The organism is Nocardioides perillae (assembly GCF_013409425.1).
GTDB lineage: Bacteria > Actinomycetota > Actinomycetes > Propionibacteriales > Nocardioidaceae > Nocardioides > Nocardioides perillae.
Map to the genome: position 1 here is coordinate 2,275,246 of NZ_JACCAC010000001.1, position 16,058 is coordinate 2,291,303.

Annotated in this window: 13 protein-coding genes; 3 read left to right on the forward strand and 10 right to left on the reverse strand. The window is 75.0% G+C overall.

Translation table 11 applies throughout. From position 1 onward, the window contains the following. Positions 1 to 73: 73 nt before the first annotated feature. From pgl to tkt, 4 genes are all read right to left on the reverse strand, one after another. Entirely contained in the window at positions 74 to 871 is a 798-nt protein-coding gene (pgl, locus tag BJ989_RS10525; RefSeq protein ID WP_343049258.1) for a 6-phosphogluconolactonase, read from the reverse strand. A 4-nt stretch (positions 872 to 875) separates the two neighbouring features. After that, positions 876 to 2,522, reverse strand: coding sequence for a glucose-6-phosphate isomerase (locus tag BJ989_RS10530; RefSeq protein WP_343049259.1), 1,647 nt, complete (start codon positions 2,520 to 2,522; stop codon positions 876 to 878). Beyond that, positions 2,519 to 3,634 (reverse strand): transaldolase, encoded by a 1,116-nt coding sequence (gene tal, locus BJ989_RS10535; protein ID WP_179518174.1) that lies wholly within the window; start codon positions 3,632 to 3,634, stop codon positions 2,519 to 2,521. Before tal ends, BJ989_RS10530 begins: the two co-directional genes overlap by 4 nt. Positions 3,635 to 3,695: 61 nt before the next feature. Continuing rightward, positions 3,696 to 5,798 carry a transketolase gene (tkt, locus tag BJ989_RS10540; RefSeq protein WP_246283430.1) on the reverse strand — a complete coding sequence of 701 codons (2,103 nt, stop codon included), beginning with the start codon at positions 5,796 to 5,798 and terminating at the stop codon, positions 3,696 to 3,698. Between the two features lie 217 nt (positions 5,799 to 6,015). Here tkt and BJ989_RS10545 point away from each other — a divergent pair, with 217 nt between their 5' ends. Next, positions 6,016 to 6,963, forward strand: coding sequence for a heme o synthase (locus BJ989_RS10545; protein WP_179518176.1), 948 nt, complete (start codon positions 6,016 to 6,018; stop codon positions 6,961 to 6,963). Between the two features lie 57 nt (positions 6,964 to 7,020). On the opposite strand, the gene BJ989_RS10550 is transcribed toward BJ989_RS10545, so the two are convergent. The 6 genes from BJ989_RS10550 to BJ989_RS10575 all read right to left on the reverse strand — a co-directional run bounded on the left by BJ989_RS10550 (position 7,021) and on the right by BJ989_RS10575 (position 13,664). Beyond that, on the reverse strand, positions 7,021 to 8,175 hold the full coding sequence (locus BJ989_RS10550) for a glycerate kinase (protein ID WP_179518177.1): 1,155 nt from the start codon (positions 8,173 to 8,175) through the stop codon (positions 7,021 to 7,023). A gap of 11 nt (positions 8,176 to 8,186) precedes the next feature. Next, a complete protein-coding gene (locus BJ989_RS10555) occupies positions 8,187 to 9,554 on the reverse strand; it encodes a GntT/GntP/DsdX family permease (protein WP_179518178.1) in 1,368 nt (455 codons plus the stop codon). Positions 9,555 to 9,650: 96 nt separating this feature from the next. Beyond that, a complete protein-coding gene (locus BJ989_RS10560; RefSeq protein ID WP_179518179.1) occupies positions 9,651 to 10,832 on the reverse strand; it encodes a sugar diacid recognition domain-containing protein in 1,182 nt (393 codons plus the stop codon). Positions 10,833 to 10,843: 11 nt separating this feature from the next. Continuing rightward, positions 10,844 to 11,827: a COX15/CtaA family protein gene (locus BJ989_RS10565; RefSeq protein WP_343049262.1), complete on the reverse strand. Its 984-nt coding sequence runs from the start codon at positions 11,825 to 11,827 to the stop codon at positions 10,844 to 10,846. Further along, positions 11,824 to 12,645 (reverse strand): ABC transporter permease, encoded by an 822-nt coding sequence (locus tag BJ989_RS10570; protein ID WP_343049263.1) that lies wholly within the window; start codon positions 12,643 to 12,645, stop codon positions 11,824 to 11,826. Before BJ989_RS10570 ends, BJ989_RS10565 begins: the two co-directional genes overlap by 4 nt. Beyond that, complete coding sequence (locus BJ989_RS10575) at positions 12,642 to 13,664, reverse strand: ABC transporter ATP-binding protein (protein WP_343049264.1); 1,023 nt, start codon at positions 13,662 to 13,664, stop codon at positions 12,642 to 12,644. The genes BJ989_RS10570 and BJ989_RS10575 overlap by 4 nt, the downstream gene beginning before the upstream one ends. 134 nt (positions 13,665 to 13,798) lie before the next feature. Here BJ989_RS10575 and BJ989_RS10580 point away from each other — a divergent pair, with 134 nt between their 5' ends. After that, positions 13,799 to 14,563 carry a helix-turn-helix domain-containing protein gene (locus BJ989_RS10580; protein ID WP_179518180.1) on the forward strand — a complete coding sequence of 255 codons (765 nt, stop codon included), beginning with the start codon at positions 13,799 to 13,801 and terminating at the stop codon, positions 14,561 to 14,563. Then, positions 14,563 to 15,981 carry a Fe-S cluster assembly protein SufB gene (gene sufB / locus BJ989_RS10585; RefSeq protein ID WP_179518181.1) on the forward strand — a complete coding sequence of 473 codons (1,419 nt, stop codon included), beginning with the start codon at positions 14,563 to 14,565 and terminating at the stop codon, positions 15,979 to 15,981. Before BJ989_RS10580 ends, sufB begins: the two co-directional genes overlap by 1 nt. Positions 15,982 to 16,058: the final 77 nt, after the last annotated feature.

Consider the following 16,058-nt stretch of genomic DNA (forward strand, 5'->3'; position numbering starts at 1 on the left):
TGTCGGCAGGTCTTGCGTCGTTCTTGAGGAATCCGGCAGGAATGGCCCGTTCGGGCCATGGAAGTCCGACCAATCAGGTGGCAGGGAGCCGGGAGGCGGCCTCCGTGTCGACGTACCACCGGCGCTCGGGCACCCCCGCCAGGCGCACGGCCGGGGTGACGTCGGCGGCACCCGGGTCGGTCGGGTCGGCCGCCAGGGTGTCGGCCACGGCCTGCGCCTTGCCCTCGCCGCTGACGAGGAACCACGCGCCCCGGGTGCGCGCGAGCGTCGGTGCGGTCATCGAGACCCGCTCCGGCGGCGGCTTCGGCGAGTCCGTCACCGGCACGGCGCCCTCGTCGTCGACGCGGACCTGGGCGAAGCCCGGGAAGAGCGAGGCGACGTGCGCGTCGGGGCCCAGGCCGAGCATCACCACCTCGAAGGCGTCCGGGCCGTCCGCGGAGCCGGGGCCGCGGGCGGCGAGCTCCTCGGCGTACGCCGCCGCGGCGGCCGCGACGTCGGCCACCGCGTCGACCGCGGGCACGGGGTGGACGCGGGCCGGGTCGAGCGGCAGGTGGTCGAGCACGGCCTCGCGCGCCTGGCGCTCGTTGCGCTCGCCGCTGGCCGCCTCGACGAACCGCTCGTCGCCCCACCACACCTCGACCCGGGACCAGTCGACCGCCGAGGCAGGCCCGAGCCGCGCGAGCTCGCGGTGCACCGCGTCGGCGATCGTCCCGCCGGTCAGCACGACGTGCGGCAGGTCGCCGCGGCCCTGGGCCGCGGCGAGCCGCACGAGCAGGTCGGTCGCGACGGTGGTCGCGAGCGTCTCGGCGTCGGGCAGCACCCGCAGGTGGGCACTGGCGTCACCCGGGTCGGCGCCCGGCAGGTGGCTCACCGGCTCACACCCCGCCGAGGAGCGTGCGCACCGCCTCGAGGCCCGCGGCGCTCTCGGCGTGCAGCCGCAGCACCGGACGCCCGTGCTCGGCCAGCACCCGCCCGTCTCCCACTGCCTGGGCCGTGAGGAACTCGTGGAAGGTGAAGGGCCGGTCGGGCACCGCGAGGTCGGCGACGGGCTGCCCTGTGACCTGGAGGAACACCCCGGTCGCCGGACCGCCCTTGTGGTACTGCCCGGTGGAGTGCAGGAACCGCGGTCCCCAGCCGAACGTGACCGGTCGGCCGGTGCGCTCGGCGAGGGCCGGGCGCACCACCGCGAGCGCGGCGTCGCGCAGGCGGTGCAGGTAGGCCTGGACGGCGAGGTAGCCGCGCTCGCGGTCGACGTGGCCCAGCAGCGCCTCGACGGCGCCGGCCGCGGTGTCGGTGCCGGCGGGCAGCCAGCCGTCGCTGGCGTAGACGGTCACGTCGCCGTCGACGAAGACGGGGGTCGGCGTCGAGCCGCCGCCGTCGAGCATCTCGCGGGCCGCGGCCTTCGCGCTCTCGACGTCGGGCTGGTCGAAGGGGTTGATCCCGAGCAGCCGGCCGAGGGCTGCCGTCGCGTGCTCCCACAGCAGCAGCTGCGCCCCGAGGGGCGCCTCGAGGTGGGCCGCGAAGCCGGAGGCCGCGTCGGTCGCCACCTCGTCGGGGCCCCAGGTCACCAGCACCTCGTCGGGGCGGCTGGGGGCGAAGTCGGGCACCTGGGTGTTCTCGACGACGACCGGCAGCACGCCGGTGCCGTCCTTGCCGGTCGACTCGGCCACGAGCTGCTCCACCCAGTCGCCGAGTCCGGGGAAGGGGGAGCCGGCGTCGGCCAGCACCAGCTTGTCGGCGCCGGCCCGGTGGGCCGTCGCGAGCGCCGCGGCCAGCCCGAGCGCCGGGTTGTCGGGGGAGTCCGACTCGAGGAGGGGGCGCGCCGCGGCCGCCTCGTCGAGCAGCCGCCCGGTGTCGGCGCCGGCGAGCCCGCTGGGCACGAGCCCGAAGGCGGTGAGCGCGGAGTAGCGCCCGCCCACGTCGGGGTCGGCGCGGAAGACGCGGTAGCCCGCGGCCGTGGCCTCCTCGTCCAGGGGCGACCCGGGGTCGGTCACGACGACGATGCGGCCGGCCGGGTCGACGCCCGCGTCGCGGAAGGCCTTCTCGAAGGCGCGGCGCTGGCTGTCGGTCTCCACCGTGCCGCCCGACTTCGACGAGACGACGACGACCGTGTGCTGCAGCCGCTGCTCGAGCGCGTCGCGCACGAAGTCGGGGTCGCTCGAGTCGACGACCACGAGGCCCACGCCGTCGGCCGCGCAGACGACCTCCGGGGCGAGCGACGAGCCGCCCATGCCGCAGAGCACGACCCGGTCGACGCCCTGCAGCTGCAGCTGGGCCCGCAGCTCCTCGACCTCGGCGACCAGCGGGCGCGAGGCGGAGGGCAGCTGCACCCAGGACAGCCGCTTCGCGGCCTCCTCCTCGGCCTCCGGCCCCCACAGCGTGGGGTCCTGGCGCGCGGTCGCCGAGGCCACCTGCGCGTCGACGAGCTCGGCGAGCACCGCGTCGTACGCCGCGCGGTCGGGGACCGTGACGCTCAACCGGGGGGTGCCGGGCTCGTGCTCGGCGGCACCGGGGGCGGTCACGCGCCCGCCTCGCGGGCCTGCGCCAGCTGGCCCTCGACGGTCTCGACGAGCTCGGCCCACGAGGCGTCGAACTTGCTCACGCCCTCCTCCTCGAGCACCACGAGCACGTCGTCGAAGTCGACGCCGACGGCCGCCAGGCGGTCCATGACCTCCTGCGCCTCGGCGGCGCGGCCGGTGACGCGGTCGCCCTCGACCTCGCCGTGGTCGGCGAAGGCCGCCATCGTCTTCTCGGGCATGGTGTTGACGGTGCCGGCGACGACGAGCTCGGTGACGTAGAGCGTGTCGGGGTAGGCGGGGTCCTTGACGCCGGTCGAGGCCCACAGCGGCCGCTGCGGCTTGGCCCCGGCCTCCTCGAGCACGCGCCAGCGGTCGGAGGAGAAGACCTCCTGGAAGGCGGCGTAGGCGAGGCGGGCGTTGGCGATCGCGGCCTTGCCCTTGAGCGCCGCCGCCTCGTCGGTGCCGATCGCGTCGAGCCGCTTGTCGACCTCGGAGTCCACGCGGGACACGAAGAAGGACGCCACCGACGTGATCTGGCTGACGTCGAGGCCCGCGTCGCGGGCCTGCTCCAGGCCGGTGAGGTAGGCGTCCATCACCGCGCGGTAGCGCTCCAGGCTGAAGATCAGCGTGACGTTGACGCTGATGCCCTCGGCGATGGCGCCGGTGATGGCGGGCAGCCCCTCCTGCGTGGCGGGGACCTTGACGTAGCAGTTGCGGCGGTCGACCGCCTGCCACAGCTGGCGCGCCTGGGCGAGGGTGCCCTCGGTGTCGCGGGCCAGGCCCGGCTCCACCTCGATCGACACGCGGCCGTCGGCCTCGGTCTCGTCGGCCACCTGCTGCATCACGTCGCAGGCGTTGCGGACGTCCTCGGTGGTGAGCTCGAAGATCGCGCGGTCGACGTCGGCGCCCTCGGCGACCAGTCGCCGCACCTGCTCGTCGTAGCGCTCGCCCTCGGCGAGGGCCGAGGCGAAGATCGTCGGGTTGGTGGTGACACCGGTGACGGAGCGCTCGCGCACGAGGTCGGCGAGGTTGCCGGTCTCGATGCGCTCGCGCGAGAGGTCGTCGAGCCAGATGGAGACGCCGGCATCGGCGAGGGACTTCAGACGGTCGGACACGGGATTCCTTCCCTGCTGCTGGTTGCTGCTGGGTGGGCGGCGCCGGCGGGGCCGGCGCAGGTCAGCGGTCGCGGACCGCGGCGAGGCTGTCGCGAGCGGCGTCGGCCACGGTCTCGGTGGTCATGCCGTACTCGCGGAAGATCCGGGCCTGGTCGGCGCTGGCGCCGTAGGTCTCGATCGACACGGTGCGGCCGTGGTCGCCCACGACCTCGCGCCAGCCCTGCGCGATGCCGGCCTCCACCGAGACGCGCGCCTTCACCGACGGCGGGAGCACCGACTCGCGGTAGGCCTCGTCCTGCGCGTCGAACCACTCGCGGCACGGCATCGAGACCACCCGGGCGCGGATGCCCTCGGCGGCGAGGACCTGCCGGGCCTCGACCGCCATCTGCACCTCGGAGCCCGTGGCCACGAGCAGCACGTCGGGCTGCCCGCCCTCGACGTCGAGCAGCACGTAGGCGCCGCGGGCGACGCCCTCGGCCGAGCCCCACTCCTCGCCGTCGACGGCGCCGCGGGGGAAGGTGGGCACGTTCTGCCGGGTCAGGCACAGGCCGGCCGGGTGGTCGGTGTGCTCGAGCACGGTGCGCCACGCGACCGCGGTCTCGTTGGCGTCGGCGGGCCGCACGACGGCGAGCCCCGGGATCGCGCGCAGCGCGGCGAGGTGCTCCACCGGCTGGTGGGTCGGCCCGTCCTCGCCGAGGCCGATCGAGTCGTGGGTCCACACGTAGGTCGTGGGCAGCCCCATGAGGGCGGCGAGCCGCACGGCGGGGCGCATGTAGTCGCTGAACTGCAGGAACGTGCCGCCGAAGACGCGCGTGCCGCCGTGGAGCGCGATGCCGTTCATGATCGCGCCCATGGCGTGCTCGCGGATGCCGAAGTGCAGGACACGGCCGTAGGGGTTGCCGGTGAACATCCGCGTGGAGTGCTCGGCGGGCAGGAACGAGTCCTCGCCCTCGATGGTGGTGTTGTTGGACTCCGCCAGGTCCGCCGAGCCACCCCAGAGCTCGGGCAGCACACCGGCGAGGGCGTTGATGACCTTGCCGGAGGCCTTCCGGGTGGCGACGCCCTTCGGGTCGGCCTCGAACGTCGGCAGGGCGTCGGCCCAGCCCGACGGCAGGGTGCGGGTGCGCATCCGGTCGTAGAGGTCGGCGCGCTCGCCGGCGGACTCGCGCCAGGTGGCCAGGCGCTGCTCCCAGGCGGCCTGCGCCTCCTTGCCGCGGTCGGTGGCCCGACGGGTGTGGGCCAGGACGTCGTCGGGGACCTCGAAGGTCTGCTCCGGGTCGAAGCCGAGGAGGCGCTTGGTCGCGGCCACCTCCTCCTCGCCGAGCGCGGAGCCGTGGCTCGCACCCGTGCCCTGGGCGTTCGGGGCGGGGTAGGCGATGAGGGTCTTCAGCACGATGAAGCTCGGGCGGTCGGTGACCTGGCGCGCGGCCTCGAGCGCGTCGTACAGCGCCTGGACGTCCTCGTGGTAGGCCTCGCCGGCCTTCCAGTCGACGACCTGCACGTGCCAGCCGTAGGCCTCGTAGCGCTTCGCGGTGTCCTCGGAGAGCGCCACCGAGGTGTCGTCCTCGATCGAGATCTCGTTGTCGTCGTAGATGACGGTGAGGTTGCCGAGCTGCTGGTGGCCGGCGAGCGAGGAGGCCTCGGCGCTGACGCCCTCCTGGACGTCGCCGTCGGAGCAGATCGCGTAGACGTGGTGGTCGAAGGGGCTCTCGCCCGCAGGCGCGTCGGGGTCGAGCAGCCCGCGCTCGCGGCGCGCGGCCATGGCCATGCCGACGGCGTTGGCGACGCCCTGGCCCAGCGGACCGGTGGTGGTCTCGACGCCCGCGGTGTGGCCGTGCTCGGGGTGACCGGGGGTCTTCGAGCCCCAGGTGCGCAGCGCCTTGATGTCGTCGAGCTCCAGGCCCCACCCGCCGAGGTAGAGCTGCAGGTAGAGCGTGAGGCTGGTGTGGCCGGCCGAGAGGACGAACCGGTCGCGGCCCGCCCAGGCGGGGTCGGCCGGGTTGTGCCGCATCACCTTCTGGAAGAGCGTGTAGGCCACCGGGGCGAGGCTCATCGCGGTGCCGGGGTGGCCGTTGCCGACCTTCTGCACCGCGTCGATGGCGAGCACCCGGACGGTGTCCACCGCCTTGGCGTCGAGCTCGGTCCAGTCCAGACGTGCGGTCAACACGGGTCCTCTCGGGGTGGTGGTGTGCGGCGTGGTCGCCCGGGGCGTCGCCCGGGCGTGCCCGGTCGGGCACGGCCGCGTCAGGTGTGCGGTACCCCTCGTCGGGGGCCGGCAGGCGATTCCGAGCCTACTCATCCGGCCGACTACACTCGACCCCGCACCAGCGGGCCGCTCGGCCCGCGCCACCTGGCAGCGCCCCGCCCCTCGAGGACTCCTCTTGACCTACGTCGGCCACTCGGCCCCGGACGCCCGACGGGCCGACGGCGAGGAGCGTGCGAGCCTCAAGGACGTCGTCGCGGCGTACGTCGGGCTCACCAAGCCGCGGGTCATCGAGCTGCTGCTGCTCACCACCGTCCCGGTCATGTTCTTCGCGGCCCGCGGCGTGCCGGAGCTCGGCCTCGTCGTCGCGACCGTCGTGGGCGGCACGCTCTCGGCGGGCTCGGCCTCGGCGCTGAACTGCGTCTACGACCGCGACATCGACGAGCAGATGCGCCGCACCCGGCGCCGCGCCCTGCCGCGCCACCTCGTCTCGGCCCGGGCCGCCCTCGTCTTCGGCCTGATGCTGGGCGTCGTCTCCACGCTGGTGCTCTGGTTCTTCGTCAACGAGCTCTCGGCGTTGCTGGCGCTGGGCGCCAACGCGTTCTACGTGCTCGTCTACACGATGGTGCTCAAGCGGCGCACCACGCAGAACATCGTGTGGGGCGGGCTGGCCGGGTGCTTCCCGGCGCTCATCGGCTGGACCGCCGTCACCGGCGAGCTGGCGTGGACGCCGGTGGTGCTCTTCCTGGTGGTCTTCTTCTGGACCCCGCCCCACACCTGGGCGCTGGCGCTGCGCTACCGCGAGGACTACGCCAACGTCGACGTGCCGATGCTGCCGGTCGTCGCCCCGGCCCGCACGGTCGCGCGGCAGATCCTCGCCTACTCCTGGGTGATGGTGGCCACCTCTCTGCTGCTGTGGCCGGTGGCGGGGACCGGGTGGTTCTACCCCGCCGCCGCCGTCGTGCTGGGCGCCGTCTTCCTGGTCGAGGCCCACCGCATGCTCGGCCGCACCGCCGGCACCGAGTCGCTCGCCGAGATCCGGCCGATGCGGTTGTTCCACCACAGCAACCTCTACCTCTCGCTGCTGTTCGTCTCGGTGGCGCTCGACCCGCTGCTGACCCGCTGAGGCACGGACCCAGCCGGCCGCTGAGCCGCTGAGCCGCGCCACGGAGCCGAGAGCGGGTCAGGTGGTCGCGCTGCGCCGGCCCGCCTCCCACAGCGCGGCCACCTGCCGCGCGGTCCGCTCGACCTCGGCGGCCGCGCCGGCGAGCAGTTCGGGGAGGGCGGCGGGTCCGGGGACGGTCGGCAGCACCGCCACCGCGCCGGCGTCGACGACCTCGTCGGCACCGGGCCCCAGCGAGCCGCCGAGCACCACCACCGGGACCCCGGCAGCCGCGGCCGCGGCGACGACGCCGGCTGGTGCCTTGCCCCGCCCGGTCTGGGCGTCGACCCGGCCCTCGCCGGTGACGGCCAGGTCGGCGCCGCCGAGGCGGCCGGCGAGCCCCACCGCGTCGGCGACGAGCTCGAAGCCGACGCGCAGCCGTGCGTCGAGGGCGGCGAGCGCCGCCGTGCCGATGCCGCCGGCCGCCCCGGCGCCGGGGGTGTGCCGCTCGTCGCGCCCCGTCGCCGCCGCGAGCACGTCGCCCCACTGCGCGAGCGCGGCGTCGAGGGCGGCGACCTCGCCCGCGGCCACGCCCTTCTGCGGCCCGAAGACGGCGGTCGCGCCGCTGGGCCCGAGCAGCGGGTTGTCCACGTCGCAGGCCACCTCGACACGCACCTGGCCGGCGCGCAGGGCGGGGTGCAGCCCGTCGAGGTCGAGGCGGGTGGCGGACGACAGCGCCGCGCCACCAGGCGGCAGGTCGCGCCCGTCGGCGTCGAGCACGCGGGCGCCGAGGCCGACGAGCAGGCCCGCGCCGCCGTCGTTGGTGGCGCTGCCGCCCAGCCCGAGCACGAGCCGCTCGGCGCCGTGGTCGAGGGCGTGCGCGACCAGCTCGCCCGTCCCGCGGCTCGTGGCGCGCCCCGGGTCGCGCCGCGCTTCGGCGACCAGGTGCAGGCCCGAGGCCGCCGCGACCTCGACGACCGCGGTGCGCCCGCCGTCCACCCGGCCGTAGGCCGCGTCCACCGGGTCGCCGAGCGGCCCGGTGACCCGGCGGGTGACGAGCTCACCGCCGAGCGCTGCCACGAGCGCGTCGACCGTGCCCTCGCCGCCGTCGGCGAGGGGGACCTCGTCGTAGTCGGCGTCCGGCCAGACCGCGACCAGGCCCCGCCGCACGGCCGCGGCCACCTCGGGCGCGGACAGGCTCTCCTTGAAGGAGTCCGGCGCGATGACGACCCGCACGTCGGCCGCCGTCAGACCGCGACGAGGGAGAGCACCCAGACCACGGCGGCGGTCGTGAGGCCCATCACCAGGGTCGCCGCGGTCTGGGCGCGGTAGGCCTGCGCGACGCTCATCCGGGAGAACTGCGTGACCACCCAGAAGAAGCTGTCGTTGGCGTGCGAGACCGTCATCGCGCCGGCGCCGATCGCCATGACGACCAGCACCCGGCCGAGGTCGGAGTCCATGCCGATGTCGCCGAGCAGGGGTGCGACCAGCGCCGAGGTGGTGACCAGGGCGACGGTGGAGGAGCCCTGCGCCGACTTGAGCGCGGCAGCCACGAGGAAGGGCATCAGCACGCCGATCCCGAGGCCGGAGAGGTTCTCGCCGAGGTAGTCGCCGACGGGGCTGGCCTGGATGACCGCGCCGAAGGCGCCTCCCGCGCCGGTGATGAGCAGGATCGGCGCGCTCGCGGTGAGGCCGTCGGCGACGTCGTCGTGGAACTGGTGGCGGCGACCGCGGCCCTCGCGGGGGCGCACGAGGGCGAGCGCACAGCCGAGGCCGACCAGCAGCGCCACCAGCGGCTGGCCGGTGAAGGAGACGACCGAGGCGAGGGTCCCGTCGCCGAAGGGGGCACTCGGCAGCGCCGCGACCGTGCCGAGGCAGATCAGCGCGATCGGGACCAGGATCGGCGCGAACGCGGCAGCCGGGCTCGGCAGCCGGCCGTAGCGCGCGCGGAGGGCCTCGACGTCCTCGGTGACCTCGGCCAGCCCACCTGCCTCCTCGCCGTCGGGCTCGACACCGCGGAACCGGTTGGCCCACAGCAGGCCCGCCAGCGCCGCGGGCACCGCGACGCCGAGGCCGACGAGGATGACGAGGCCGAGCTGGTCGGCGAGTCCCAGGTTGCCGGCGGCGGCGATCGGCCCGGGCGTCGGCGGCACGAGGGTGTGGGTGGCGTAGAGGCCGGTGGCGAGCGCGACCGACATCGCCACCAGCGAGGTGCCGGTGCGCCGGGCCAGCGACTCCTTGAGGCTGTTGAGGATGACGTAGCCCGAGTCGCAGAAGACCGGGATGGAGACGATGAAGCCGATGATCGACACCGTGAGCGTCGGGTAGCGCGGCCCGAGCACCTTGACGACGGTCTCGGCCATGGTGACCGCGGCGCCGGAACGCTCGAGCACGACGCCGATGACCGTGCCCAGCACGATGACGATGCCGATGCCGCCGAGGATGCCCCCGAAGCCGCCGGTGACCGTCGGTACGAGCTCGTCGAGGGGCAGCCGGAAGCCGAAGCCGGCGAGGAACGCCGCGAGCAGCAGCGCCAGGAACGGGTGGGTCTTGAGGGCGGTCGTGGCCACGACGATGAGGGCCACCACGACGACCAGGACGAGGACGAGGTCCACGGTGCCTCCGGTGCGGACGGGCCGGCGGGCGCCGGCAGTGGTGTCCGTCACGCTAGGGCGGCGGTGTCTGCCGGCGCATCATCCACCTGCACGACGTCAGACCGGTGGGGCGGCCCTCTCCTCGTGCGGCTGCACCAACGTGGGCCAGCGCGGGTCACGCACCGCGCCGAGCAGCAGCCGGGTCGACCCCAGCGGGTCGCGGGCGTCGGCGCCGCTCAGGGCGGCGAGCCGGTCGAGCCGGTAGCGCAGCGTGTTGCGGTGGACGGCCAGCGCCTCCCCGCAGGCCGCCAGGTCGCCGCCGTGCACGACGTACGCCGCGAAGGTCGCGGCCAGCACGCCGTGGCGGTCGGCCTCCGCCAGCCGCGCCCAGGGTGCGGCGACCTCGGTGAGCCGCCAGTCGTCGGGCAGGTCGGCCAGCAGCACGGTGGTGGGGTCGTCGGCGTAGCGCCGCTCCGGAAGGCCCGCTCGCCGGGCGGCCCGCAGGGCGGCCAGCGCCGTGCGGTGGGAGCGGGGGAGGGCGAGGTCGGCGGGGAGGTCGGAGAAACGGGCGCCGACGCCGACGCGCACCCGCGCGCGCAGCGGCCCGAGGTCGCGCAGGGCGCCGTCGGCACCGCGGGGGTCGGCAGCCAGGACCAGCAGCTGCTCCGACTCGACCAGCGCGCTCAGCGCACTCGGGCCGCCTCCCGCCGCGGGCGCGGCGTCGAGCGCCCGCTGCGCGTCGCGCAGCAGCGTCGCCGGCTCGCCCTCGAGCGGCTCCAGCACGAGCGCGACGCGGGGGACCGCCAGGTCGATGCCGAGCTCGTCTGCGCGGACGGCCGCGGCGTGGGCGGCGGCGGGGCGGTCCGGGACGTCCGCCGGGTCGGCCACGAGCGCGCGCACCAGCGCCTCGGTGCGGCGGCGGCGCCACGCCGCGTCGTCGAGCACCCGCGCCTGCTCGACCATGAGCTCGGCGGTGGTGGCCAGCAGCCGGCCCACCTCGCGCAGCTGCTCGGGGTCGCCGGTCACGCCCACCGCGCCGACGACCTCGCCGCGGTGGACCAGTGGCACGTTGACGCCCGGGCGCACCCCGCGCAGCCGCCGGCCGGCGGCCTCGTCGACCTCGACGGTGCGACGCCGCGAGATGGCGAGCAGTGCGCCCTCGTGGGTCTCGCCGAGCCGGGCGGGGTCACCGCTGCCGATGATCGTGCCCGCGGCGTCCATGACGTTGACGTTGTGCCCGAGCGTCTCCATCACCCGGTCGGTGATCCGCTGGGCGAGCGCCCGGTCCAGCGCCGCCACGGGGCCCGCCGTCAGGCCGTCGCGGCGGGGGCGGTCCCGCGCGCTCGGGTGCGCAGCAGCACCCAGGCGGTGCCGGACGCGAGGAGCGCGGCACCGAGCATGTGCACGCCGACGAGCACCTCGGGCAGGCCGGTGAAGTACTGCACGAACCCGACGGCACCCTGGGCGAGCTCGAGGACGAGCAGCGCGCCGGCGGCACTCGCCAGCGCCACCTCGCCGCGCCGCCGGGCGACGACCAGCAGCGCGACCGTGGTCGCGACCAGGACGTAGACCGACCACGCGTGCACGTGCGAGAGCAGCTGCGGGTCCAGGCCGGTGCGCCGCGACTCGAGGTCACCGGAGTGCGGGCCGCTGCCGGTGACGACGGTCCCGAGGTAGAGCGCCACCCAGCCGAGGGCGAAGGCGCCGAGCGCGAGGCGCGCTGACGCCCGGCCGGCGGCCGCGCGCGGCCGGCCGCGGACCGCGTCGAGGAGCCAGGTGCACAGGACGATGAGCACCATCGAGAGCATGAAGTGCAGCGACACGACCCAGGGGTTGAGGTCGGTCAGCACGGTGACCCCGCCCAGCACGCCCTGGGCGGGGATGCCCAGGAAGACCGCGAGCGCGAGCAGCGTGACGCGCCGGTCGCCGCGGCCCGGGCGGCCGACGGCGCGCCAGGCGGCCACGAGCGTCGCGACCGCGACCGCGGCGAGCACGAAGGTCAGCAGCCGGTTGCCGAACTCGATCGCGCCGTGCAGGCCCAGCTCGCCGTGCGCGACGTAGGACTCCTCGGTGCACCGCGGCCAGGTGGGGCAGCCGAGGCCCGAGGCGGTCAGCCGCACCGCGCCGCCCGTCACGACGATGAGCACGTTGGCGACCAGGTCGGCGACCGCCAGCGGCACCAGCAGCCGGCCGGCGACCGGACGGTCCGGGCGCAGCGCCACGTGGCGCCGGCGCGGCGCGCCGGTCGCGGCGGTCGGGACGGGGTGGTCGAGCGTGGCGGTCACCGTGCTCACTCCCAGGTGAAGAGCTTGGCGGCCAGCGCGGTGCCGAGCACCGTCCAGCCGAGGAGGACGAGGAGGGGGACGACGGCGACGCCGCCGTCGATCAGCGCCGTGCGCATGGCGTCGCCCAGGGCCGCCGAGGGCAGCAGCTGCAGGACGTCGCCGGCCGCGCCGTAGGACGTGCGGGGCAGCACCACGGCCCCGCCCGCCATGAGCAGCAGGTAGACGAGGTTGGCCGCGGCCAGCGTGGCCTCGGCGCGCAGCGCACCCGCGAGCGCGAGCGCCAGCCCGGCGAAGGCGGCGGTGCCGAGCAGCGCGGCGAGCAGCGCGGCCGGCGCCCCCCGCCAGGCGGGGTCCCAGCCGAGTGCGAGCGCGACGGCCGAGATGACCACGACCTGCAGCGCCTGCACGAGCAGCAGTGCGCCGACCTTGCCGAGCAGCAGGCCTGTGCGGGGCAGCGGGCTGGCGCCGAGCCGCTTCAGCAGGCCGTAGCGCCGCTCGAAGCCGGTCGCGATCGCGAGCGACGTGAACGACGTCGACATCACCGCCAGCGCCAGCACGCCCGGCGCGAGCACGTCGACGGTGGGGTGCGCGAACTCCACCCCGAGGCGCCGCGCCCCGAGCACGCCGCCGACCAGCGCCAGCACCGGGATCACCACGGCCAGCAGCACCTGCTCGCCGTTGCGCACCAGCAGCCTGGTCTCCATGGCCGCCTGGGCCCGCACCTGGCGGTGGTACGCCGCAGCGAACGGCCGCGGCGCGAAGGTGCCGGCGGCGGGTGCCCCGGCCGGGGCGGCGCCGCCCGTGGTGGCGGGCTCGACGGTGCTCACGCGGGCACCGCCTCACCGGTGAGCCCCCGGCCGGTCAGCTGCAGGAAGACGTCCTCGAGCGTGCGGCGGCCGAGGGTGAGCGACTCCGGCACGACGCCGTGCCGCTCGCACCAGGCGGAGACCGTGGCGAGCGTGGAGGCGTCGGCGGTGCCGGTGACGAGCAGGCTGTGGGTCGTCAGCGGGGTGACCTCGACGTCGCCGCCGAGCGCGGTGCGCAGCGACTCGGGGGCGTCGGGAGGGAAGGGCTGCACGACGACGAGCCGGATGGTGGCGCTGCCGGTGCCGCGGGTCAGCTCCGCCGGGCTGCCGCTGGCGATGACGCGGCCGCGGTCGAGCACGTGCACGAGGTCGGCGAGCTGCTCGGCCTCGTCCATGTAGTGCGTGGTGAGCACGATCGTCACGCCGTCGCGCTGCATCTCGCGCAGCAACCCCCAGGTCGTGCGCCGGATGGCCGGGTCCATGCCCACGGTCGGCTCGTCGACGAAGAGCAGCTCCGGGCGCCCGACGACGGCCATCGCCAGGCTGAGCCGCTGCTGCTGGCCCCCGGAGAGCCGGCGGTAGGGCGTGCGTCCGCACTCGGCCAGGCCGAGGCGCTCGACGAGCATCCCGACGGGCAGCGGGTGGGCGTGCATTGCCGCGACGTGGCGCAGCATCTCCTCGGCGCGGGCCCCGGACCACGCACCACCCGACTGCAGCATCACCCCGATGCGCGGCAGCAGCTCGCGCCGCTGCCGCACGGGGTCGAGGCCCAGCACGCGCACGGTGCCGCCCTGCGGGGAGCGGAAGCCCTCGCAGGTCTCGAGCGTGGTGGTCTTGCCGGCACCGTTGGGCCCCAGCACGGCGGTCACGGAGCCGCGGGGCACGACCAGGCTGAGGCCGTCCGCTGCCACCGTCGCGCCGTAGCGCATGCGGAGGTCCTGCACGACGACCGCCGCCCCGGCGGCGTAGCCGGGGGAGCCGGGGGAGCCGTCCGCGTCGGCTCGCGGCGCCGCGAGGACCGGCTCGGGAGTGGGGGGCACCTCCCCAGTGTAGGAAGGTGGCGAGCCCGCGCCGAGCCGGCGAGGTCGCCCGCGACGTGAGGCCCGTCACCGCCCGGTCGGGGTTAGGCGACCCTTGCTTGAACGGCCCCGGCCATTAACGACACACTCGTGTTGTGGAAATCGCCGGCAGCGCCCTCGACACGTCCTCCGCGGACGCGCCGACGCGTGCCCGCGTGCTCCGCTCCATCGTCGAGCACGGCCCCTCGACGGCCGCGCAGCTCGGCGACCGCCTCGACCTCACGCCGGCCGCGGTGCGCCGCCACCTCGACCACCTCGTCGAGGAGGGCGTGCTCGACGCCGGCCAGCAGCGCGTCTACGGCACCCGCGGGCGCGGGCGCCCGGCCCGGGTCTTCCGGCTGACCGACGCCGGCCGCTCCCAGCTCGACCAGCAGTACGACGACCTCGCAGCCCAGGCGCTGCGGTTCCTGGCCGAGACGCAGGGCCAGGACGCGGTCGTGGAATTCGCGAGGCGTCGCGTGGCGTTCATCGAGCGTGACTACGCCCGCGTCGTCGAGGAGGACCCCTCCCTGAGCCCCGCCGAGGCCCTCGCGACCGTGCTGACCCGCGGCGGCTACGCCGCGGCGGTGCGGCAGCTGCCGATCGGCGACCAGCTGTGCCAGCAGCACTGCCCGGTCAGCCACGTCGCCGCGGAGTTCCCGCAGCTGTGCGAGGCGGAGACCGAGGCCATCTCGGCGGTCCTGGGCCGCCACGTGCAGCGCCTCGCGACCATCGCGCACGGCGACGGCGTGTGCACCACCTGCATCCCCAGCACCCCCAGCACGAGCAGCACGACCCCCGGCACGACCCCCGGCACGACCCACAGCACGACCCCCAGCCACCCCCTGCAGCAGCCCGACCACACGGATGGAGCGTCCTGATGACGACGATCGACGAGCTCAACCCCGGACTCGAGGGCATCGGCCGCTACGAGTTCGGCTGGGCCGACCGCGACGACGCCGGCGCCGCCGCCACGCGCGGCCTCAACGAGGACGTCGTCCGCGACATCTCGTCGAAGAAGTCCGAGCCGCAGTGGATGCTCGACCTGCGGCTCAAGGGCCTCAAGCTCTTCGACCGCAAGCCCATGCCGACCTGGGGCTCCGACCTCGACGGCATCGACTTCGACAACATCAAGTACTTCGTCCGCTCCAGCGAGAAGCAGGCGACCACCTGGGACGAGCTGCCGGAGGACATCAAGAACACCTACGACAAGCTCGGCATCCCGGAGGCGGAGAAGCAGCGCCTCGTCGCCGGCGTCGCCGCGCAGTACGAGTCCGAGGTCGTCTACCACTCGATCCGCGAGGACCTCGAGGAGCAGGGCGTGCTCTTCCTCGACACCGACACCGCGCTGAAGGAGCACCCCGAGCTCTTCCGCGAGTACTTCGGCACCGTCATCCCGGTCGGCGACAACAAGTTCGCCGCGCTCAACACCGCGGTGTGGTCGGGCGGCTCGTTCATCTACGTGCCGAAGGGCGTGCACGTCGACATCCCGCTGCAGGCCTACTTCCGCATCAACACCGAGAACATGGGCCAGTTCGAGCGGACGCTGATCATCGCCGACGAGGACTCCTACGTGCACTACGTCGAGGGCTGCACGGCGCCGATCTACTCCTCGGACTCCCTGCACTCCGCGGTCGTCGAGATCGTCGTGAAGAAGGGCGCCCGCGTGCGCTACACGACCATCCAGAACTGGTCGAACAACGTCTACAACCTCGTCACCAAGCGTGCGACCTGCGAGGCCGGCGCGACCATGGAGTGGGTCGACGGCAACATCGGCTCGAAGGTGACGATGAAGTACCCCGCCGTCTACCTCATGGGCGAGCACGCCAAGGGCGAGACGCTCTCCATCGCCTTCGCCGGCGAGGGCCAGCACCAGGACGCCGGCGCCAAGATGGTCCACGCGGCCCCGCACACCTCGAGCTCGATCCTGAGCAAGTCGGTGGCGCGCGGCGGCGGGCGCACGTCGTACCGCGGGCTGGTGCAGGTCAACGAGGGTGCCTACGGCTCGAGGTCCAACGTGCTGTGCGACGCGCTGCTCGTCGACCAGGTCAGCCGCAGCGACACCTACCCCTACGTCGACATCCGCGAGGACGACGTGTCCATGGGCCACGAGGCGAGCGTCTCGAAGGTCTCCGACGACCAGCTCTTCTACCTCATGTCGCGCGGCATGGAGGAGGACGAGGCGATGGCGATGATCGTGCGCGGCTTCGTCGAGCCGATCGCCAAGGAGCTGCCGATGGAGTACGCCCTCGAGCTCAACCGCCTCATCGAGCTGCAGATGGAGGGCGCGGTCGGCTGACGCCGGCCCGCCCCACGCCTCGCCGGCACCGCGCCGGCACCCGCGCCAGCTCCCCCTCCCGCACCCCACCAGGAGAC

What these genes read in the sequence shown, in the direction of transcription:
- sufB (WP_179518181.1), top strand. Translation starts at nt 14,563, where the DNA reads ATGACGACGATCGACGAGCTCAACCCCGGACTCGAGGGCATCGGCCGC.